The organism is Clostridium oryzae (assembly GCF_002029235.1).
GTDB classification, from domain to species: Bacteria; Bacillota; Clostridia; order Clostridiales; family Clostridiaceae; genus Clostridium_AE; species Clostridium_AE oryzae.
Window position 1 is genome coordinate 80,081 of record NZ_MZGV01000006.1, and the last position, 20,260, is coordinate 100,340.

The following is a 20,260-nucleotide window of genomic DNA, read 5'->3' on the forward strand; positions in this document are numbered from 1 at the left end:
AATAGAATTATTCTGGAAACTCTATTTTTATTGTAGTACCACTATTTATCTTACTTGTTACATATATTTTTCCATCATGTGCTTCTATTATCTGCTTTGCGATTGCCATTCCAAGCCCAGAACCTTTTACATTTACAGCAGTGCTGGTTCCTCTGTAATATCTCTCAAAGAGCTTTTTTAAATCCTCCTTTGCTATCCCTCTCCCATTATCTTTAATAATTACATATATTTTATCCGACTTTATCATTGAAATTTTTATTGCAGTATCAGCTTCATTATGAAGCACTGCATTGTATATCAAATTATCAAAAGCTCTCCTTAGAAGGGTGCTATCAAAGCAAAAATTTATCTTATCCTCACTGCAGTCAAACACTATATTTCTGTCTTCATACTCTGAATGATTAAGCACATCTATTATTATTTCCTTCATCAGCCTCACTAAATTTCCATCTTTCCTGTTTATCGGAAGCATATTATTTTTTAGCTGATAAGTAAAGTTCAAATTTTCAACTATGCTCTCAATATTTTTTGCATTCTTATGTATAATCGCAGCATATTTATTTACTTCCTCAGTATCAGCTTCATATTCCGGATCTATTAGCATTTCAGAATAACCTTTTATAGGTGATAATGGAGTCTTTAGATCGTGAGAAATATTCGCTATCCATTCCTCCCTCAATTTTTCATCTCTCTCTCTTTCGATTTTATTAGCTTTAAGCTTTTCATCCAAAGCATTCAGGCTGGCATACACCTCACGATATAGTCCCTTTTCCCTCATGGGAGCATAGGAATTCGTTTTTAAACCTTCTATTCCAGCTGTCATACCAGATAAAATACGATTAGTTTTTACTCCAAACACTGTAATAAAAAACAGGGTTGTCAATAACATTCCAGCCACAATAAATTTAAATGTAGCAGCTTTTCCATAATCTAAATAGAAGGTTAGCTTTAGTACTTTTACAGGAAAGCCTATAATATATGTCCATTTATAGCCTCTATTATCAACGCTTCCAACGAAAGTTGAATACTTTTTTGATTTGACTCCATTTTTATATATCTGTACTATTTCTATCGGGGAGTAGTGAGTTTTCATTCCTATGGGACTGTTATAGTTTGTAACCACATATCCATATCTGTCAACAATCTGAATAAAAAGCTTATGCTTTTTTAATTCATCTTTTCCTGAAATCGAAAGTTGAGGTTTCCCATTTACAAAGCTAATATTTTTAGAAAAATTATTTGTAAAAGATATTGGATAGCTGCTCCAAGTAACATCGCTGCTACTCTTACCAACACTGCTGTTCATTAAATAAATTACTATCGCTGAGGAAATGAAAGCAAAAACCAGAAAAAGTATCAAAAACATTGAATATAAATGAGGAAGTGCATTATATTTTGACTTTTTCATTTATCATCGCTCCTTACTTATTTACAAGCTTGTACCCAAGTCCTATTACTGTAATAATAAACTTTGGTTTTGACGGATTATCTTCAAGTTTTTCTCTTAGATGCCTTATGTGGACAGAAATAGTGTTATCATATCCAATATAATCTTCTCCCCATACCACGTCACACAATACTTCCTTATTAACAATTTTGTTTTGATTCTCTGCTAAATACAAAAGAAGCTGATATTCTTTTGCTGTAAGTATAACCTCATCACCATTTTTGTACACTTGAGAATGTTCACTATCAATAGTAATATCGCTCACTTCTATAACACAACTGTTATTAGCCTTCTTCATACCAGCATATTGCTGTCTCCTGAGCTGTGCCTTTATACGAAAGGCTATTTCTCTTGGACTAAACGGCTTAGTAATGTAATCATCTCCGCCCATACTCAAGCCCATAATCTTGTCTGTCTCTCTGTTTTTTGAAGAGAGAAAAAGTATCGGACAATAAGAAAATTCTCTTATTCTTTTGCACACCTCAATACCATCGATATCTGGCAGCATTATATCAAGTACTACTACATCTGGACTTTCATGACGACACCTTAATATGCCGTCTAATCCATTATGCGCTGCATATACATTCTTAAAACCTTCTTTTAATAAAACTGTCTCTATTAAATCTGTAATGTCCTTCTCATCATCTATAATTAATATTTTTCTATTTAAAAAATCTGATTCACTCATTTTAAATACTCCTATCCTTCTTTTCACTATATAAATTATACGGTCAAAAACATGCACAAAGCAACTGTCACAAGAAACTGTGTTTAACCCGCTAAGCGAGCCAAATCTAAGAACATAAAACAAATTACTTCGCAAAAACTTAAGATGAAATTAAGATGCTTTTAGGAATGGCTTAATACCACCCGTGTACAATCCTAATTGAAGTTAAATAAATAACACGGAGGTATTTTCATGAATGTAATGGAAGTTAAAAACGTAAAAAAAATATACAATTCAAAACATGGTGGAAGCGAATCAAAAGCCTTAAACGGAGTCAGTTTTTCTGTTCAAAAAGGAGAATTTTTGGGAATTATGGGACCCTCAGGAGCTGGTAAATCAACTTTATTAAATGTGATATCCACTATCGATATCCCTACAACAGGAACAGTTACAATTGGAGGAAAAAGTTTTTTAAACCTCGATGATGACGAGCTATCAAAGTTTAGAAGAAAAAAGCTTGGTTTCATTTTTCAGGATTATAATCTTCTCGACACACTTACCCTAAAAGAAAATATCATTTTACCCCTCTCACTATCCAATGTAAAGGCTGCCACTATGAAAGCAAAATTAAATGAAATCAGCAGTATTTTGAATATTAAGAGCATCTTAAATAAGTACCCCTATGAAGTCTCTGGAGGTCAGAAACAGAGAGCTGCAGCTGCAAGAGCTATAATTACAAAGCCAGAAATCGTGCTTGCCGATGAACCAACCGGAGCGCTCGATTCAAAATCTTCAACAGAACTGTTAGAAAGCCTCTCTCTCTTAAATAAAAATAATGAGGCAACAATTGTTATGGTAACTCATGATGCTTTTGCTGCAAGCTACTGCAATAGAATTATATTTATAAAAGACGGAAAGCTCTATATCGAACTAGAAAAAAATGGCGAAAGGAAGGAATTTTATAGCGAGATTCTTAAAACCCTTGCCACAGTAGGAGATGATAAAAGTGACGCTATTTAACCTTGGTGCTAAAAACGTTAAACACAATTTCAAAAACTATATTTCATACTTTATAAGCAGCTTTATTTCTGTTTTTATACTGACAATATTTTTTTCAATATACTTCAATCCCCATATACACAGCTTCAGTTCCTCAAGAGTTAAGGTCGTCGCTGTTTTCAAGGCAGCAGCTATAGTCGTCATAGTTTTTTCAGCTATTTTTATATGGTATGCAAATAGCTATTTTATAAAAAACAAAAAGAAACAGGTTGCACTATACTCTCTTCTTGGAATGAAAAAGAAAGAAATTGGTATATTAATGTTCTGTGAAAACATCTTTCTTGGAATACTATCAATAGTCATCGCCGTACCGCTAGGCGAATTTTCATCAAATTTCTTTTTGAAGTTATATGCTATGTGTATAAAATCAAATACCTCTATTAAATATAGCTTTGACATTAAATCCATATTGATGACAATTATGGTTTTTGTAATTATATTTGCACTAAATTCGATGAAAGCTTACTATGTGATATATGATTATGAGCTTATCGAGCTTATGCATGCCGATAAGGAAGGAGAAAGTTCACCTAAATTTTCTAAAGCCTTAGCATTGTTGTCATTAATAATGGTACTAGGGGGATATATTGTTACGCTAAATGTTGATTTATCTTCTGGTGGTAAACAAATGATGTATAAAATTCTGGCATTAAGTGTGATTATTGTTGCCGGCACATATATTTTATTTAACAATCTGTTGATTTATGTTTTTAAACTATCACAGAAAAATAAAAAGACCTATTACAAATGGCAAAACCTATTGAGTATCTCTCAACTTACCTACAGGATTAAAGGCAACAGCAATCTGCTTGCAACCATATCGATTATTTCTGCAGTTGCAATGACGGCTCTTTGCTTTACCTTTAGTTTTAATAAAATGCTGGATGAATCTGTTCCAAATTCAGCTCCATTTACAATATCTTATGATGGTGGGGATAAAACCTTAAATAAAGAAGTATCTGCTGTTATTAGAAAGGATAAAGGAAATAGCATAACCTACAAAAAGGACTTTAAAATAATAAAAGGAAGTGGCCGTACACCAAAATATAAAGGTTCCTTGGAAAAATTATCCAGTTTTCCTTTTGACATATACATAATATCACTTTCTGAATACAACGATATTATGGAAAATTCGAATCTCAGCAAGTGCACTGGATCTTCTGCAAGAGTTACCGACATTAAAATCAATAATAATAACCAGTGTTTTTTCATTGAAGCAAGCGATTTAGCTAGTAAAAGAGGAAGGTTGACTGGCAGTAAGCTCCACACTACTATTGGTGATAACTCGTATAAATTTAATATTTCAGATTCAGATATTAAAGGTGTTTTAGGATATAAATTACAAAAAGCAACTATCGTCGTAAAGGATACGGTTTTCAAGCAGCTTGCTGCCTCAACCAAAAACAATATAGTAACTTGGAGAACATATAATCTAAAAAAACAGTATGATATTAAAAGTATTGCTGAAAAGCTTAATACAATTATTCCATCAGACAAAGTTTTTGTATGTTACTATAATAATTATATAATGATGCATAGTTTGTACGGTACTTTTACATTTATCGGTATGTTTTTAGGAATTCTCTTTATCGCTTCAACAGGCAGCATAATGTATTACAAGCAATTAATGGAGGCACATGAGGATAAGCATAGATACACTGTACTTTCAAAGATAGGTTTGAGCAAAAAAAAGACCTTAAAGCTTGTTGTCAAACAGGTTGGATTTATTTTTATTGTACCACTTTTATTTGGTACTCTTCATAGTGCTGTTGCACTTAAAGTTTATGTTCATTACCTCGATCAAGGAGGTTGGGGCAACTCAATACATGCAATACAGTTAATAGGCATTATGATGGGAATATATGCAGCAGCTTATTTGTTCTACTATCTACTCTCAGTTATAGCATATATGAAAATTATCAGCAGAAAAGCCTAATGCATTCAACAAATAAGAATTAATCGATATATTCATGTGTCAAATTTCTATGTGCATCACACATTTTCTGCATTGATACATTCCTAAAACTCTTTTTTGATTTACCTTAATGCTATAAGAGGCTATAATATTATGTGGGTTCGAAAGATATTATTTTAATAGAAATAATATCTTTCCAATATGAACGTTCTCACGTGGAGGATAAAGATTTGAACAATTACAAAGGAATAGTCTATGCACTCTTATCATCAACAGCATTCGGAATCATGCCTATTTTAGCTAGAGTTGCATATGTTAATGGTTCTAACCCAACCACTGTATTAGTATTTAGATTTATAATCTCAGCATTAAGATTACTTTTTTATCTAAAATGCATTAAGATTAATATCCGTTTGGGAAAGGAACAGATATTATTATTATTGATAAATACTGTTGGATACACTATAACAACGCTAGCGCTATTTATGTCTTACAACTATTTAGGCGCAGGCCTCGCGACAACTCTGCACTATATATCCAGTTGTTGTTTACATAACAGGTTTCATATTTTTTAAGAATAAACTAAGCGCCAAAAAAAATTATATCTCTGTTACTCGCTGCTACTGGTGTATATTTGCTTTAGTTCATCAATAGGCACTACTTTATATGGAGTATTTAATAATACTATAACCCTAAATTTTAACTTTAAAGCTGTAGTATGTTATCCAGGAATATCAATAATCTCAACTATAGTGTCAATAATTTTACTGCTAAAGGCCACAAAAATAATAGGTGTCTCCTCCTCTGCAATACTTGGAACTTTTGAGCCTATAGTCAGCATATTTTTAGGAGTATTATTTCTTGGCGAAAAGTTATCTATTGTTTTATTAATCGGAAGTATATTTATACTAACTTCTACAATCGTACTAGCTAGAGATAGATATGCACATTCTAACTAGGAAATGTTTCGCTCTCCATAGCCGACAGCCTATACAGTAAACTTTGCAACAATACTTTTTAACCTTTGTGCATTATCCATGCTAATTTGCATTTCATCCTTACTGTACTGCTTACCTGTGTTTAACATAGCTTGATAATCATTTTTAACATTAACATCCATAAACTGCATAATGGTTTCCGAGCTTGTAGAAAGATTTTCAACTGATGTAATAGCTTCATTTGCTACTCTTTGAATTTCCTTCACTGTCAAACTAGAATTTTCTGCGAGCTTGCCTATTTCTTCAGCCACTACCGTAAACCCTTTGCCAGCCTCTCCTGCACGTGCTGCCTCTATGGATGCATTTAATGCAAGTAAGTTTGTTTGTGATGAGATTTTTAATATAGAATCTGAGAGCTGTGTTATTTGTCGTATAGATTTAGCTTGCTCCAAAGCTGCTTCTAATTTTATTTTGGCCTCTCCATAAATTTCTTCCGTTGTTTTTTGCGATGCAATTGCATTAGCTTTTAATTCCTCTGCCCTCTTATTAATTTCTGCAGATGCAGCCGTTTCTTCCATATCTGCTGACAATTCTTCAGCAGTAGCTGCTGTGTTCTCCACATTATCGTTAAGCTGCTCTAAGCTTTTAGCTGGGGCCTTTGCCATATCAATAACTGTACTAGAACATTCATCCACTTCAATGATTATCGACCTAAGATTAGCAATAAATCTATTTACACTAGCTGCTAATTCACCAATCTCATCTTTAGATGAAACATTGATTTGCTGTGTCAAATCCCCCCCATTTTCTGCAAGATTATTAATTTCCTTTTTTAGTAATTTTATAGGGTTGACTATACTCTTCGATATCAACATTAACATTAGAGCTGATAATAAAATTATTACCGCTATTGAGGTTAACAACATAATTATAGACCTTTGCACTGACAGTTCGATATGGCTAATAGAATGCTCTATACCCTGCTTTGATTTAATTTTGAATGAATCCACTGACTTATTGATAGTCTCCGCTGTCTTGTCAAACTCACTCATTGTTTGATTTCCTTTAGCTGGTCCGCCAGCTATGTATGCTTTAGCCATATTCTTACCAGTCTCATAATAAGGATTAAAATCCTGCTACATTTTTTCTATTTCCCTCTTACTCTCTGGATTCAACTTAATGAGTTCCTTAATGATTATATTAACCTGCTGTGCATATGTTTCAGCTTTACTAAATCCATCATTAAAACCCTCTGCGCGCCTACTTGACACTTAAGGTTTGGATCCTCATGAAAATTGAAAAGCTCTCCTTCCTCTACCACTGCCACCGCCTTATATACATCTAACAAAGTAATCTGATCAAGTTCCCTTGTTAAATAATATCCTCCTGTTCCAGCTTTTGTCCCAATAAATCCTGCTGCTCTTAATTTACTCACTATTCTTCTAATTACTACGGCATTAGTATTCACACTTTTGGCAATCCATTCTGAAGTACAAACAACAACTCCACCCATAGATATCAAAGCCATAATATGAACAGCCATAGTAAAGCGACTACTTATTTTCATTTAAATTCTCTCCTTGTAACCATTATAGTTACACCAATTACGTTTGTCAACTAATAATGGTTATTATATCGCATTAAATTTTTTTAACTTTTTTTACCTATTGCTAACCTATATATTGGAAACCTGCTTTTATGAGTTAACAATAGTTTCATTGCTCTATCATTACCTATATTTAGGAATAACATTTTCCTTACAGCTATAGATGCCATGCCATTCCTAATTGGAATTATAGTGTGCTTATGCTGCACTTTGGTTATAATAATATAAGAGTTAATAAGAAATAAAAAATCATAATGATTAGTATTAATAACAATAGTATGGTATTATTATAGGGTTTCTAACTCAACTAAAAATTTATGCACGTCGAATTATCGAAAGGTAGAAAATAATGAACTTTAAAGAATTAGGTATTAGTGAAGCGTTAATAAATGTGTTAAAAAATAGTGGAATCACTCAGCCAACTCCCGTTCAAGCTGAGAGCATACAACAAATAAAAAATGGAAAGGATGTTATCGCTGAAGCGCAAACAGGCACTGGAAAGACTCTTGCATTTCTGCTTCCTATTTTTGAGAATATATCACCTTCCATTGATGCAATTCAAGCCTTAATTGTAACTCCTACAAGAGAACTCGCCCTCCAAATAACTGAGCAAGCTCTAAAACTTAAGGAAGCTAAGGATATAAATATATTAGCTACTTATGGTGGTAAAGATATAGGTGCTCAGCTTAAAAAGCTGAAAGGGAACGTCCATCTTGTTATTGCAACACCAGGAAGGCTATTAGATCATCTTGAAAGAAAAACGATAAATTTAAGCAAATTAAAAACTTTTGTACTGGATGAAGCAGATCAGATGCTTCTTATGGGCTTTAAAAATGAAGTTGATACTATTATAAAAAACGCCTCTAAAAAATTGTTTCTCTGCAACTATAAATCCCCAGGTTAAAAAATTAGCCTATAGATATATGAAAGACCCCGTGACCATATCTATAAAAAAAGAAGAAGTTACGCTTGATACTATTAAACAAGATGTTGTAGAAACCACCGACAGAAAAAAGCAAGATGCTTTATGTACGGTATTGGATCAAGATAATCCGTTTATGGCTATCATATTCTGTAGAACCAAGAGAAGAGCTGATGAACTTGAAATAGCCCTTTACAGACGTGGGTATAATTGCGAAAAGATACACAGTGATATAATTCAATCAAAACGAGAACGAATAATGAAAACTTTTAGACATGGTGATTTTCAATATTTGATAGCTACAGATGTAGCCTCAAGAGGCTTAGATATAAGCGGAGTAAGCCATATATATAATTATGATATTCCAGAAAGTGTAGAAAACTACATACATCGTATAGGTAGAACCGGCCGAGCTGGCGAGGAAGGCTACACTTGTTTGTTTATCGACCCAAAAGATAAAGGAATGTTAGCAGAAATAGAGAAAACAATTAAGTTTAAGATACCTAGAAGGAAATTAGATTGATAGAGTGATAGCAAGCGGAGGATTTAAAAAATGCAGAACGTCAATAATGATAGCTTAATAATCGAAACACCAAACGGAAAGTTATGCCCTGTTCGTACAGTCCAAAAAATAGTGGAAGGCAAGTGGAAATTTATAATTTTATTCTACTTAAGCAAACAAACAATCCGTTTTAATGAACTGCAAAAGCTAATACCAAACATATCCCATGGCGTATTATCACTGCAACTAAAGGAATTAGAAAGAGCTGATATGATACACAGAGAAGTGTTCAACGAAATTCCTCCAAGAGTTGAGTATTCATTAACCGAAACCGGGAAAAGATTCCTGCCTATCCTGAATACTCTAATCGACTTTGGAAGAGACTATATCAAAAATCATGACGTGGAATTTATAAAAACACCTTAATCAAAAGTTGTAGCTACAAAAGTTTCAAATAATTTTACAGCCGTAACTTCTCTATACTAGCTTATAGGCATAATTTTATGACTTATTCTTAAAATTGTGCGTTCTTGTGCAATGGTAAATATACCATCATAATTTATTTTATACAGCAAAGCTGCTGCATAAATTGTGAAAGTTCTAATATATTCTGACTTCTAAAAGATCCTAGGGTCGAACCTATTCCGCAGTGATATTTTAGAAGCCACAATATAAGAACTTTATCGCATTTTATATACATAAAATAAATCTTAACAGGTGGTATCAAATTAATGAAAAAACGTCTTATTATCACATTACTATTCTCAATATTCTTTCTACTAGGCTGTGATACTTTTATTGTCTCTCCTCTAGTTCCTCTGATAGCTTCGAGTTTTAATATAGCTGCAAGCAGTGGCGGATATCTTGTAACTGCCTACTCAATACTTTACGTTATATTTTCTCCATTACTAGGTCCTATATCCGATAAAGTCGGCAGAAAAAAAATGATGGTTATTGGTACATTTATCTTTTCTATAGCTTCCTTAGCTACAGGAATAGCTCCAAACTATATCCTAACTATCATAGCAAGAGCCTTTACCGGTGTCGGCGCAGCTTGTGCAGCCCCTAATGTCTGGGCCTACATAGGTGACTATTTTGATTATAAAGAAAGAGGCAGAGTAACTGCCATTATAGCTTCTGCGCTCTCTCTAGGAATGATTTTGGGTGTCCCGATAGGTTCATTTTTAGCTCAGTTAATGCATTGGGAAACCTGCTTTTATGTACTAGCAGTAGTTTCGTTTCTCGTCTCTATATCTATTTATGCATATTTTCCAGACAAAAAAACTACTGACAGCTCAAATACTAATTACCTCCATCAGTTTATAAAAGTCTTCAAAGTTAAGTCTGTGGTATTTAGTTTTCTAGTAACTTTATTTATAGCAGTCGCTAATTTAGGTCTATATACCTTTCTAGGCTTTTGGCTTGATAAACAGTTCAACTTGAAGGTTTCTGATGTCGGACTATTCTTAATTTTTGCGGGTTTTGGAAATGTATGCGGTGTACAGCTAGGTGGTATTTTGAGCGATAAATTTAGTAAAAAGAAAACTATTATTGCCTCATCACTCTTACTCGTAACAGCTTTGATATTATTACCTATATTCGGTAATAATATTTTTCTTGCAGCTATAGATGTATTTCTGTGGTTGGGTTCAGGCGGTGCTGCTTTTTCCGTTATGCAGGTGCTGATTACACAATTAAGTTCAGCTCAGAGAGGCACAGTTATGGCAGTTAACAATTCGTTCATGTGGCTTGGAACCGCTTCTGGCTCTGCAATAGTAAGTTTTCTTATAGCTCATTTCAATTTTGCTGCAGCAACTTCCGTATGCGCATTATCAGCCCTTATTGCAAGCGTGATTCTAGCAGTTTTTATACATGAATGCATAAGCATAAAGGAATCTGTATAGTCATACTAAATAATTTTTTTGAGTTAAGCAATATCCATTGCCTTAGTCTGCTGCAATTCAAAAGCCGCTTCTGTCATACACCTGTAGCGTTACACTCGGATACAGAAATGAGCCTCGAAAAATCGAGGCTCGAAGAAAATTAGGTCTTTATATATAGATTTCCAACTTCTTAGTTGCAAATTTCGTCTATACTTGTTTTCACAATGCTTTCCAAATAACTTAGCATAGCAGAGCTTCTATCCTCTGGAGCAATAATCTCTAAATTGTTATCCAGCATAACCTTCTTTTTTATACTTATTCTATATTGCCATTCATCAAGTTCTTCATTATCTAAAACTCTGATGAGTGGAATTCTTTTAGAAGTTTCCGTTTCTATCTTATTACGCATCTCTTTAATCTTATCTAAAAAGTTATCACATTCAGTTGGACATACAATTGGAACTATGGCCACTCCAAATTCCACCTTGATAATGTCTCCTTCATACTTCTCTTCCATACTTAACATCCTTTCGTCATTGTTATGAACATATATTTGATCCCGCAGCAATTGATAAATGTTAACCTTGTCAACCCCTATGCTTTTACCTATTTTGATAAACGAAGCAATAATACCTTTGCAATAATTTAATTCATCTATCATATCAGCAATTTCTTTTAATCTATTTTCAAAAATTTCAAAAGTTGACTCCCGATTATCCGATAACAGCACTTTAGATATTTCATTGATTGTAAAATCCACACTACGTAGCAATAGGATTTGTTCTAGCCTATTAATCGCAGCCTCATCAAAATATCTGCTTTTCGAAGCTCCAATTCTTCTGCTATTCAATAGTCCAACCTCTTCATAATATCTCAACGATCGTTTTGTTATATTATATTTTTTAGCTACATCATTTATCCTCATTAATGCTGCCATCAAATCATCCCCTAGCATTCTGGAATTTATATAGAAGTACTTCCTAAAACAAGTATAATTGATACCGTAACGGAACTGTCAATAGGACTTTAAATAAATATTATGTTATTATATGTTATAGATATAATTTTCTGGAGAGTGATATATGCATGAAATTCATAGATGTAGAAAACTGGAATAGAAAAGACCATTACAATTACTTCAAACAGCTAGATTATCCGCATTTTAATATTTGTGGTAATCTGGATATTACAAACTACCATAGCTATATTAAAGAAAACGGATTACCGTTTTTTATATCAATTTTATATGCTTCTGTAAAAACAGCCAATAGCATAAAAGAGTTTAGATTCAGAATAAGAGGAGATAAGCTGATTGAACATGAAATTGTAAGCCCCTCTTTCACTGTAATGACTGAAGGAGAAGTATTTAGCTTCTGTACAGTAAATTTTATAGATAAATATGACGATTTTAAAATTAGTGCATTAAAAGGAATTGAAAAAGTAAAAAACAAGATAACTATAGAAGATGAGCCAGGACGTGATGACCTACTGTACATAACCAGTATCCCCTGGATCTCCTTTACAAATATAACGCATCCGATTCAGATGAAGCCTGTAGATAGTATACCTAGAATATCTTGGGGTAAATATTTCGAAGAAGGTGGAAAAGTTAAATTGCCATTCTCTGTACAAGCACATCATGCGTTAGTTGATGGCATTCATGTAGGACAATTCTTCAGCATAATTCAAGAAATTTTAGATAATCCAGTAAAATATCTATAATTTGAGTTATATAAATTTTGAAGTAAATCAGCTATTCCGACTTCACAAAATTCGTTGAAACGTCGATATTTTACTAGTCGAAATTATATATGCAGTGCCATGGCCTTGTTAAAATTAAAAGGACATATCGCTTTTACTGAAATACTAGCTTAACTTACGGTTTCCTTTTTTAACCTCCAAAGAGCTAGTGCAAAGCTGCCGCAACAGAGACATATAAATAAGCCTGTTACAGATAATAAACTCTTCCAATCAATAGAAGCACACAATATAAGACTGCGCAAACAATTTATAACATGAGTGAAGGGATTAATTGTCACAATTATTTTTAAAGCTCCAGATATATTCTTCATTGGGAATAATGCAGTACTGGCAAAAAACAAGGAAAGTACGATAAGATTCATAATTGTCTCATAGATTGCTTCATGCGGCAGACACAGGCTTATTGCATAAGCTAGCCCAGACATAAAAAATGCTGTAAGGAAAATAAGAGGCACCATTAAAAGTAAGCCGATAAACCCTGAAGCTATATGCACCGATAGGAATATACCCATTATAACCATAATAGCTACTTCAAAAAACGAAACGCAAGCTGCTTCAAGCATTTGTCCAAGAACAATAGAACTTCGTCTCACAGGTGCAATAAGTATTCTATAGAAGCTGCCTTTAGATTTCATAGTAAAATTGATATACCCACTGCTGCTACAGCAGGCAAATGTGACAAGCACCATAATGCCAGGAAGAATAAAAGCTGTATAGTTGCCGTCTGATATTTTCTGCATAGATTGATTTGCAATTGCACTGTATAGTAACAGCCAGATAAGCGGTTGTATTATAGTAAGCAGGATTGAGATAGGCGTTTGAAAGCGCCACTTTATGTTACGCCATAAAATATTAATTGTCTCCATTAGATATCCCTCCCGTTGCATAGGTTAATTTCATAAACACATCTTCAAGACTAGGCTGCACAATCTCAATTGCTTCAAAAGGCACCTGCTTTTCCAAAAGCAGCTTATTCACCTGTTCAAAAGTCTGTCTATTGTCTCCAGCATCAGCAAAAATTGAGCCTTCTCGAACACTTATAGCCGGAAGTATATGTGCTTCCTCAAGCAGATTAACACTGTTTTCTGCCTTTTTACTGTCAGCAAAGCCAATACGAAGTATATTCTGTCTAGTATATTCCTTCAGTTTTTCAGAAGTTCCCTGCGCAAGTTCATGTCCTTCTTTCATAATACAAACCGTATCGCTAAGCTGGTCCGCTTCTTCTAGATAATGAGTGGTAAGGAAAACCGTCGTTTCAAAATCGTCTCGAATTTTTCGCACTATTTTCCACATTGCCTTTCGGGAAACAATATCCATGCCGACTGTTGGTTCATCTAAAAAAAGTATTTTAGGCATAGACACCATATTCATTGCGATATCCAGCCGCCGCTTTACTCCACCTGAATAGGAAGCAACCGTATATTTCAAATACTGCTCCAAGCCAAAGCTGTCGATTAAACTGCTGATTCTTTTCCTAGCCGCAGCCTTTTCCACCTTGTAAAGCCTACTTTGAAATATCATATTTTCCATAAGCGACAAATGCTCATCAATAGAAACTCTCTGCGAAACGCAGGCTATCTGAGTCCTAACCCATGCCGGCTCCCTGCATAAATCTTTTCCAAGCATCGTTACCTTTCCAAAGCTTGGCTTATAAAGAGTTGTAAGAATATTGATAAGTGAAGACTTCCCCGCACCATTAGGACCAAGCAAAGAAAAAATTTCTCCACATTTTACCTTTAGGCTTAATTCATCTAAGGCCCTTACACCATTCTTATACTGCTTAACTAATTTATCAATTTCAATCGCCAGCATTCATTTACCCTTCTTTCACTGGAAACTGTATTTCTGTAACATACTTATCAGGATTACCCTTTAAAAACATTCCCGGTCCCTTTATAAACACTTCCCTAAATGGCGGCTGCAGCGTGATACCATTTTCCTGCACGTAACGGTTGAGTGCTTCATATGCATAACTCATAGTCTCGTAAGAGCCGATATGTGTAACGCACACAGCCTTTATTCGAGGCATATCCTTTGCTGTAACACCATTTTCGTTTGGCATTTCTGCTGTAGGAACGCATAATTCAATTTCACCTGTTTTAGACTGCTGATCCATTACATAGTAACAGAAAAATGGTGCTCCATTTACTTTTCCATGAATAGCTTTGAACACATTCGGGAAAACTCTATTTGCTTCAGTGACTACACCCTTGTATTTCATAAAAGCCACTCTAATAGGCTCAATATCTCTAACTTCAATTTTATAATTCATTTATTTTACACCTCATTCTTTCTTAATAGAAATCCATACTTCAGCATGACCGCTCTTTGAACCTTGAGCATCAACAGGATAAACTTCTATATCCGGTAGCTCAGCATATTCATAACCGGAAGCAGGCAGCCATTCTGTAAGAAATCTTTTGAATATGCTCTGAACAGATTCTTTAAAGTGACCATCACCTTCAAAAACCACCCAGGTAGCAGCAGGTATTTCAAGTTCAAACATATCCTCAGGGGTAGGTTTGTCTGTTTGCGCTGCAACATAATAATAAATATCCTTGTGATTTTCATAGGATGTCACACCAAAAACACACCTCTCGGCTTTATTCGTAAGTTCACAAACTCTCAAGAACTCCCCACTTTCAAGCATTCTGCTCCAGAACATCGGGACTAATTTCTGATTTTCCTCCATACTCTCCTGCAGTTCTATCCTGTATCCAACAATTTTCATTGCCTCTTTAGTTTCAATTCTGTAGCTCATCCTTTCACTTCCTTTAACTAAAATTGAAAAACTTATAGGTAAATAGGCATTCAACCTAACTCCCTTCACACGTGCAGCCGTTGGAGAAATACCATGAACACTTTGAAAGGCCCGATTAAAAGCTGTTGGTGATTCATAGCCATATTTTAAAGCGATCTCCATTACCTTAGCCTTAGTCTGCTGCAATTCAAAAGCCGCTTCTGTCATACGCCTGCGGCGTATATACTCGGACACAGAAATATCCGTTATGTAGGAAAACATTCGTTGAAAATAATATGTGGAACAGCAGGCAAGCTTTGCTGCCTCATCATAAGAAATATCTCCAGTTAGATTATTTTCTATATAATCAATCACTCCACTCATCTGTTTCAGCCATTTCACTTAATCACTTCCCTTCATGAATTAGAGTTTATCATAATAAAAATTTTATATCCTCTCTTTTTGTGTCCAGATTTGTGAAATAAAAAAAGGAGCGTATAATCTCCGTCGGCTGGAAAATGCCTCCTAGGATTACACGCTCCTTAAACCGCCGCTATGCATCTACAGAACATTATTTTCTATAGTAATTTTTTTCAAATTTCTTTCTTATCAATTTACAAAGCAGTGTTTTCTACATAGCTTTTGTTTAGCGCTTCGTATAATTTAGAGAATGCTTAATTCTATACCATAAAAAAAGAAGGGAAACCTCATCAACTGAGAATTCTCCTTCTTCATTGTTTATGACAGGATTGTTTACCTTTTCATTTAGATAACTTTATATTTTAGGTTTAATATAAATAATCACTAATTATGATACAATTGATTTCTGCCATATTTCTAAGCCTTATGTCATTTGTTATGAATACTTCTGCACCTTCTTCAATAGCTGTAGCTATAAAAATGGCATCAGGGGTTTTAAATCCATACTTTGCTCTAAGTTCAGCAGCAGTTATACATATATTACTATCAATGTGCTTCACAGACAAATTAGGAAAGGTACTTATAGCTGCTTTATATGAACGTGCTAAGTTTTCATTATTATCTTTAAGCGGTTTTGTAAGAAGTTCTGTTAAGACTAAAATTGAAGTTATTCCATAAACCTGGCCTTTTTCAATTTGCTCAAATATTTCTCTTGCGACTTGAAAATACTGCGGATGCTTTTCCATAAGATAAATAAACAAATTTGTATCTATCAATATTCTTTGATACTTCTTCAGTTCATCACCTAGTCGTCCCATTTTTCTCTCTCCTGTTTAATGTAGTCTTCTCCACCTGCACTCTCCCACATTTCTTTGCCAAGTCCAGATAAAAAATCTGTATATGATTCAGGCTTTTTCATTAAAAACAATCTATTAGTTTTTTTATCGTAATCCCAAATAAACTCATCACCAAGTTTTTCTTTTATTGTATCAAATAATTCATCAGGTATAATAATCATTTTATAATGCTTATTATCTATATTAATAACTTCGCTTACTGATTTCATAACAGGATTCCTCCTTTTTATCTTATATAAATTATTATATCATAATTAGTAATTGCTAAACATTTGTTCATCTTGAAATAACAAATCATTATTTACAGTATGGCTCACTATAATTATATAACATGATAACTTAAAGGAGGCATACCAAATGTTTGTGCCTCCTTTAATAAATTGCACTTTTAAAAATACTCATGTGGTCATTGTCACCATAAATACAATAATCTATCTCCCTAAATACTTCTTCACTCCATCTGCAATCATCCTATAAGCTTCTTTACTCTCCTTCAAGTCAGGTGCACCAATAGTAAAACCATGCCATACACCATAAAAGCGCTTTGCTATTGTCTCAACTCCTGCCTTGATCAGCTTCTGTGCATAATCCTCTCCTTCATCTCTAAGAGAATCTATCTCACAAGTAATAACTACTGCTGGTGGTAATCCTTTAAGCTCTTCGTTACTTGCATACACAGGAGAACAATGTGGATTTTTTGCTTCTTCATCTTTTCTATAACACTTGTCAAACATAGCTGCAACCTCAGGTGGGATTGCTCCTTCAATGTAAAACTTCTCCGTTCCAGGTGTAGCAACATCTAGAGGTGGGTAATCAAGTACCTGACACTTGAAGGAGAACTTTCCGCTTTGTTTAGCAAGCATGCACACCACTGTAGAAATATTAGCTCCAGCACTATGACCACCAATAGCCATATTATCTGAATCAATTCCAAACTCCTCCTTATGTAAACTTACATATTCTACAACATCATAGGTATCGTTTATTCCCGCAGGCCACATATGGTCTGGTGCTAGTCTATAATCTATTGAGATGACCGTTATATTAAGCTCTTTTCTAAGCTCATCGCAAAACCTGTCATCGTCCTCTGGCAGACCTGCAATAAAGCCGCCTCCATGAACATCAAAAAACACTGGTGATAAGCTTGTACTATTTTCAGTCTTATAAACGAGCACTCGAGTTTTTCCAGCTCTAGTTGGAATAAATTCTTCACTTCCAATAATATTGGCTCTATCAGTTCTCTCCTTATCGCCTTGTCTCATGTTTTTTATCATACCTAAAACCTTTTCATCAATAATCATGTTACGTTGCTCCTTTATATTTTTTTATTTTCTCTTATTCTTTGTACAATCTCTTCTTTAATTATAGCATTTTTATAAACTGGATTATTCTTTGAGTTATAGTATTCGATTTCCTCTATAATCTCTACGCCCAATTCAGAAATGACTTTGTTCATACCTTCTATTGTATATCCTATAGACTCTTTTGTACCGCCGCCACAAACTCCTATAAGGATTGCTTTTTTTCCTGCAGCAATTCTACTTTTCCATCCATTGCTGTAATCATTTAAGCAGAAAGTTCTATCCAACAGTGCTTTCATTTGTGCTGTCATATTGTAATTATGCGTTGGCGATGCAAAAATATATCCATCTGCCTCTTTCATACTTGATATTATTTTAGCTGCTTCATCATTAATTCTACATTTTCCTGTATTTATGCAATATTCACAACCGTTGCAGGTTGAAATGTTACTGCTATTTAAGATATATTTATCTATAGCAATACCTTTATACTTCAACCCATCTATTACATAGTCTACTAACAAATCTGTATTTTTTCCGCTTCGCGAGCTTCCAACCATTGCCAACCATTTCTTGTCCATTTTCTTTTTTCCTCCACACCATTCAGTTATTTTATCAGCTCATTTTTATATATAAATCTATAAATCCATATGACTATTTATAGTATTCATCAGGCTTTACAGAATTTTTATTCCTCACATAGCTCACAAATTTCCAACTTATATATTCTTTATTCACTCAAAACAACAAATTTTAATTCATATATTAAAAAAAAACAACCATCAATAAGATGGCTGCTATTAAAATTTATATATATTTCTCCAAATCCTCTACACTATTTAAATCAAATATTTCAGTTGCTATTACATCCATCTTCTCTACTGGAAGTTCTTTTATCTTTTTAATATACTCATCTGGTAGCTTTTTGAATTTTTTTATTAACAAATTAACAAGCAATTCAGCCTTTCCTTCTATTTTGCCTTCCTTTATTCCGTCTTCCCTTATCATTCTTCCTATTTCAGTCATGCTAAACACCTCCTTAAATTTTGATTTTGACGCGATATCTCCAAATTTATCAAATAACGCATATAGCAAGGTAAGACATTTTAATTTTGAATCCTCATCTTCTATAGCATCTGCTAATTCTATACCTTCCAAAGCTCTCTTACTCTTATTTTCCTTACTGGACATCAACGGTATAAAACTTAATGTTAGAATATCTTCTCCTGTTAACTGTTCTTTTTTCCTTATAAAACAGCGACGCATCATAATATAAGAATCTTTTAATATCTTCCCTTTTATCTGTAGTTTGAAATTCAAAGTGCAGATAACTCCCATCTTCGGTATAAAACAAATAATCAGTATAATTTGTTTTAATGTCTACATTTTTAATCTCTGTCTCAGCTGGTGCAAGAATCTTTGTATCTATACCAAAAAAGCTTACTGCATTGTCTTTAAAAAATTCCATAGCTTTTTTAAAAACTGCATCTTCAATTTTATTATAATCCATATCACGCCTGCCTTTCTACAACTTTATACTTGTTATTATTTCCAACACAGACGCAAAATATACGAATATATGTTTGTTGCTCACTCATTTATTTTAGATTTCAAATCCTCGAAAGCCTCCTTAAGCCATGGATGTACCACAGCAAGCTTCTCTCTATCCTTTAGCTGATACTTAATAAATTTAAACGCAGCAGCTTCAAGAGATATTGAAAGTGCTTCTTCAACTTCTGCACTATATGGCGGTATACCTTTCTTATCCCATTCTAGTTTATCCGAAATGAATATAAGCATGTCCATTTGCGTAGCTTGAGGTCTTAGTGTAGTATGACAGCCAATAGCATCTAGAACCGTCTTGTCTGTTATTCCAAATATGTCCTTAGCCATAACTTTAGATATCTTTTGATGAAGAATTAATGGGAGTTCTTTTTCTTCTTTCAGTACCTTTAATCCAAGTAATTCAGCTATTTGAAGCCTTTCACTATTAGGATATACTCCTCCAATATCATGAAGAAGCGCTGCAAGCTCTGCAGCCTCCTCGTCAATTCCGTATTTCGCTGCCAGACTTCTAGCTTTAGCTACAACTCTTAGCGTATGCTCAGCTATAACAAACCTTCCATGCTTAATAAGTAAGTCATAGCTGTCCTTTTTTACATTACCAGTAAATTCAAAATCACTAGTAATCGAAGTAAATATTTTATTCAATCCTTTTTCTCCTTCTATGATCAGCTTA

23 protein-coding genes and 1 pseudogene are annotated in these 20,260 nt (G+C 33.9%); 8 read left to right on the forward strand and 16 right to left on the reverse strand.

The genetic code is table 11. The features are described from left to right. Nucleotides 1-7: 7 nt before the first annotated feature. Together CLORY_RS04450 and CLORY_RS04455 are read right to left on the reverse strand one after the other, a co-directional pair. Nucleotides 8-1,408: a sensor histidine kinase gene (locus CLORY_RS04450; RefSeq protein ID WP_079422308.1), complete on the reverse strand. Its 1,401-nt coding sequence runs from the start codon at nt 1,406-1,408 to the stop codon at nt 8-10. A 13-nt stretch (nt 1,409-1,421) separates the two neighbouring features. Further along, on the reverse strand, nt 1,422-2,138 hold the full coding sequence (locus tag CLORY_RS04455; RefSeq protein WP_079422309.1) for a response regulator transcription factor: 717 nt from the start codon (nt 2,136-2,138) through the stop codon (nt 1,422-1,424). A 231-nt stretch (nt 2,139-2,369) separates the two neighbouring features. Here CLORY_RS04455 and CLORY_RS04460 point away from each other — a divergent pair, with 231 nt between their 5' ends. From CLORY_RS04460 to CLORY_RS23690, 4 genes are all read left to right on the forward strand, one after another. Then, entirely contained in the window at nt 2,370-3,137 is a 768-nt protein-coding gene (locus CLORY_RS04460) for an ABC transporter ATP-binding protein (protein ID WP_079422310.1), read from the forward strand. Beyond that, nucleotides 3,124-5,112: an ABC transporter permease gene (locus CLORY_RS04465; RefSeq protein ID WP_079422311.1), complete on the forward strand. Its 1,989-nt coding sequence runs from the start codon at nt 3,124-3,126 to the stop codon at nt 5,110-5,112. Before CLORY_RS04460 ends, CLORY_RS04465 begins: the two co-directional genes overlap by 14 nt. 209 nt (nt 5,113-5,321) lie before the next feature. After that, nucleotides 5,322-5,666 (forward strand): EamA family transporter, encoded by a 345-nt coding sequence (locus CLORY_RS23685; RefSeq protein ID WP_242954332.1) that lies wholly within the window; start codon nt 5,322-5,324, stop codon nt 5,664-5,666. A gap of 51 nt (nt 5,667-5,717) precedes the next feature. Continuing rightward, complete coding sequence (locus CLORY_RS23690; protein ID WP_242954333.1) at nt 5,718-6,050, forward strand: EamA family transporter; 333 nt, start codon at nt 5,718-5,720, stop codon at nt 6,048-6,050. A 29-nt stretch (nt 6,051-6,079) separates the two neighbouring features. Here CLORY_RS23690 and CLORY_RS04475 read toward each other — a convergent pair whose 3' ends face one another. After that, nucleotides 6,080-7,129, reverse strand: a complete 1,050-nt coding sequence (locus CLORY_RS04475; RefSeq protein ID WP_079422312.1) for a methyl-accepting chemotaxis protein — start codon at nt 7,127-7,129, stop codon at nt 6,080-6,082. Between the two features lie 95 nt (nt 7,130-7,224). Further along, nucleotides 7,225-7,596, reverse strand: a complete 372-nt coding sequence (locus tag CLORY_RS04480; protein ID WP_079422313.1) for an Rrf2 family transcriptional regulator — start codon at nt 7,594-7,596, stop codon at nt 7,225-7,227. Nucleotides 7,597-7,984: 388 nt separating this feature from the next. Here CLORY_RS04480 and CLORY_RS04485 point away from each other — a divergent pair. From CLORY_RS04485 to CLORY_RS04495, 3 genes and pseudogenes are all read left to right on the forward strand, one after another. Next, nucleotides 7,985-9,080 (forward strand): annotated as a pseudogene (locus tag CLORY_RS04485) (DEAD/DEAH box helicase). A 30-nt stretch (nt 9,081-9,110) separates the two neighbouring features. Then, nucleotides 9,111-9,485: a winged helix-turn-helix transcriptional regulator gene (locus tag CLORY_RS04490; protein WP_079422314.1), complete on the forward strand. Its 375-nt coding sequence runs from the start codon at nt 9,111-9,113 to the stop codon at nt 9,483-9,485. A 305-nt stretch (nt 9,486-9,790) separates the two neighbouring features. After that, nucleotides 9,791-10,963: an MFS transporter gene (locus CLORY_RS04495; protein WP_079422315.1), complete on the forward strand. Its 1,173-nt coding sequence runs from the start codon at nt 9,791-9,793 to the stop codon at nt 10,961-10,963. Between the two features lie 169 nt (nt 10,964-11,132). Here CLORY_RS04495 and CLORY_RS04500 read toward each other — a convergent pair whose 3' ends face one another. Continuing rightward, the gene (locus CLORY_RS04500; RefSeq protein ID WP_169911526.1) at nt 11,133-11,879 is read right to left on the reverse strand and encodes a MerR family transcriptional regulator; all 747 of its coding nucleotides are present in this window, start codon (nt 11,877-11,879) and stop codon (nt 11,133-11,135) included. Between the two features lie 149 nt (nt 11,880-12,028). Here CLORY_RS04500 and CLORY_RS04505 point away from each other — a divergent pair, with 149 nt between their 5' ends. After that, nucleotides 12,029-12,664: a chloramphenicol acetyltransferase gene (locus tag CLORY_RS04505; protein ID WP_079422317.1), complete on the forward strand. Its 636-nt coding sequence runs from the start codon at nt 12,029-12,031 to the stop codon at nt 12,662-12,664. 149 nt (nt 12,665-12,813) lie between these two features. On the opposite strand, the gene CLORY_RS04510 is transcribed toward CLORY_RS04505, so the two are convergent. The 11 genes from CLORY_RS04510 to yqeK all read right to left on the reverse strand — a co-directional run bounded on the left by CLORY_RS04510 (nt 12,814) and on the right by yqeK (nt 20,232). Beyond that, nucleotides 12,814-13,569 (reverse strand): ABC transporter permease, encoded by a 756-nt coding sequence (locus CLORY_RS04510; RefSeq protein ID WP_079422318.1) that lies wholly within the window; start codon nt 13,567-13,569, stop codon nt 12,814-12,816. Next, nucleotides 13,556-14,515 carry an ABC transporter ATP-binding protein gene (locus CLORY_RS04515; protein WP_079422319.1) on the reverse strand — a complete coding sequence of 320 codons (960 nt, stop codon included), beginning with the start codon at nt 14,513-14,515 and terminating at the stop codon, nt 13,556-13,558. Before CLORY_RS04515 ends, CLORY_RS04510 begins: the two co-directional genes overlap by 14 nt. 4 nt (nt 14,516-14,519) lie before the next feature. Further along, nucleotides 14,520-14,975, reverse strand: a complete 456-nt coding sequence (locus tag CLORY_RS04520) for a GyrI-like domain-containing protein (RefSeq protein WP_079422320.1) — start codon at nt 14,973-14,975, stop codon at nt 14,520-14,522. 12 nt (nt 14,976-14,987) lie between these two features. Then, nucleotides 14,988-15,845: an AraC family transcriptional regulator gene (locus CLORY_RS04525; RefSeq protein WP_079422321.1), complete on the reverse strand. Its 858-nt coding sequence runs from the start codon at nt 15,843-15,845 to the stop codon at nt 14,988-14,990. 386 nt (nt 15,846-16,231) lie between these two features. Continuing rightward, complete coding sequence (locus CLORY_RS04530; protein WP_079422322.1) at nt 16,232-16,681, reverse strand: type II toxin-antitoxin system VapC family toxin; 450 nt, start codon at nt 16,679-16,681, stop codon at nt 16,232-16,234. After that, complete coding sequence (locus tag CLORY_RS04535; protein WP_079422323.1) at nt 16,669-16,929, reverse strand: hypothetical protein; 261 nt, start codon at nt 16,927-16,929, stop codon at nt 16,669-16,671. The genes CLORY_RS04530 and CLORY_RS04535 overlap by 13 nt, the downstream gene beginning before the upstream one ends. Nucleotides 16,930-17,151: 222 nt before the next feature. Continuing rightward, entirely contained in the window at nt 17,152-18,021 is an 870-nt protein-coding gene (locus CLORY_RS04540) for an alpha/beta hydrolase (RefSeq protein ID WP_079422324.1), read from the reverse strand. A gap of 14 nt (nt 18,022-18,035) precedes the next feature. Next, on the reverse strand, nt 18,036-18,602 hold the full coding sequence (locus CLORY_RS04545; protein WP_079422325.1) for a flavodoxin family protein: 567 nt from the start codon (nt 18,600-18,602) through the stop codon (nt 18,036-18,038). 226 nt (nt 18,603-18,828) lie between these two features. Further along, a complete protein-coding gene (locus tag CLORY_RS23695; protein ID WP_242954334.1) occupies nt 18,829-19,179 on the reverse strand; it encodes a DUF4351 domain-containing protein in 351 nt (116 codons plus the stop codon). 22 nt (nt 19,180-19,201) lie between these two features. Next, the gene (locus CLORY_RS23700; RefSeq protein WP_242954335.1) at nt 19,202-19,531 is read right to left on the reverse strand and encodes a hypothetical protein; all 330 of its coding nucleotides are present in this window, start codon (nt 19,529-19,531) and stop codon (nt 19,202-19,204) included. Between the two features lie 80 nt (nt 19,532-19,611). Further along, a complete protein-coding gene (gene yqeK / locus CLORY_RS04555; protein ID WP_079422326.1) occupies nt 19,612-20,232 on the reverse strand; it encodes a bis(5'-nucleosyl)-tetraphosphatase (symmetrical) YqeK in 621 nt (206 codons plus the stop codon). Nucleotides 20,233-20,260: the final 28 nt, after the last annotated feature.

Bases quoted from the DNA above. Each gene is read 5' to 3' on its own strand.
- CLORY_RS04535 (WP_079422323.1), bottom strand. From the start codon at position 16,929: ATGAAATCAGTAAGCGAAGTTATTAATATAGATAATAAGCATTATAAA.
- CLORY_RS04540 (WP_079422324.1), bottom strand. From the start codon at position 18,021: ATGATTATTGATGAAAAGGTTTTAGGTATGATAAAAAACATGAGACAA.
- CLORY_RS23700 (WP_242954335.1), bottom strand. From the start codon at position 19,531: ATGGATTATAATAAAATTGAAGATGCAGTTTTTAAAAAAGCTATGGAA.
- CLORY_RS04510 (WP_079422318.1), bottom strand. From the start codon at position 13,569: ATGGAGACAATTAATATTTTATGGCGTAACATAAAGTGGCGCTTTCAA.
- CLORY_RS04475 (WP_079422312.1), bottom strand. From the start codon at position 7,129: ATGGCTAAAGCATACATAGCTGGCGGACCAGCTAAAGGAAATCAAACA.
- CLORY_RS04450 (WP_079422308.1), bottom strand. From the start codon at position 1,408: ATGAAAAAGTCAAAATATAATGCACTTCCTCATTTATATTCAATGTTT.
- CLORY_RS04460 (WP_079422310.1), top strand. From the start codon at position 2,370: ATGAATGTAATGGAAGTTAAAAACGTAAAAAAAATATACAATTCAAAA.
- CLORY_RS04545 (WP_079422325.1), bottom strand. From the start codon at position 18,602: ATGGACAAGAAATGGTTGGCAATGGTTGGAAGCTCGCGAAGCGGAAAA.
- CLORY_RS04455 (WP_079422309.1), bottom strand. From the start codon at position 2,138: ATGAGTGAATCAGATTTTTTAAATAGAAAAATATTAATTATAGATGAT.
- CLORY_RS04495 (WP_079422315.1), top strand. From the start codon at position 9,791: ATGAAAAAACGTCTTATTATCACATTACTATTCTCAATATTCTTTCTA.
- CLORY_RS04530 (WP_079422322.1), bottom strand. From the start codon at position 16,681: ATGGGACGACTAGGTGATGAACTGAAGAAGTATCAAAGAATATTGATA.
- CLORY_RS04515 (WP_079422319.1), bottom strand. From the start codon at position 14,515: ATGCTGGCGATTGAAATTGATAAATTAGTTAAGCAGTATAAGAATGGT.
- CLORY_RS04500 (WP_169911526.1), bottom strand. From the start codon at position 11,879: ATGGCAGCATTAATGAGGATAAATGATGTAGCTAAAAAATATAATATA.
- CLORY_RS04520 (WP_079422320.1), bottom strand. From the start codon at position 14,975: ATGAATTATAAAATTGAAGTTAGAGATATTGAGCCTATTAGAGTGGCT.
- CLORY_RS04480 (WP_079422313.1), bottom strand. From the start codon at position 7,596: ATGAAAATAAGTAGTCGCTTTACTATGGCTGTTCATATTATGGCTTTG.
- CLORY_RS04490 (WP_079422314.1), top strand. From the start codon at position 9,111: ATGCAGAACGTCAATAATGATAGCTTAATAATCGAAACACCAAACGGA.
- CLORY_RS04505 (WP_079422317.1), top strand. From the start codon at position 12,029: ATGAAATTCATAGATGTAGAAAACTGGAATAGAAAAGACCATTACAAT.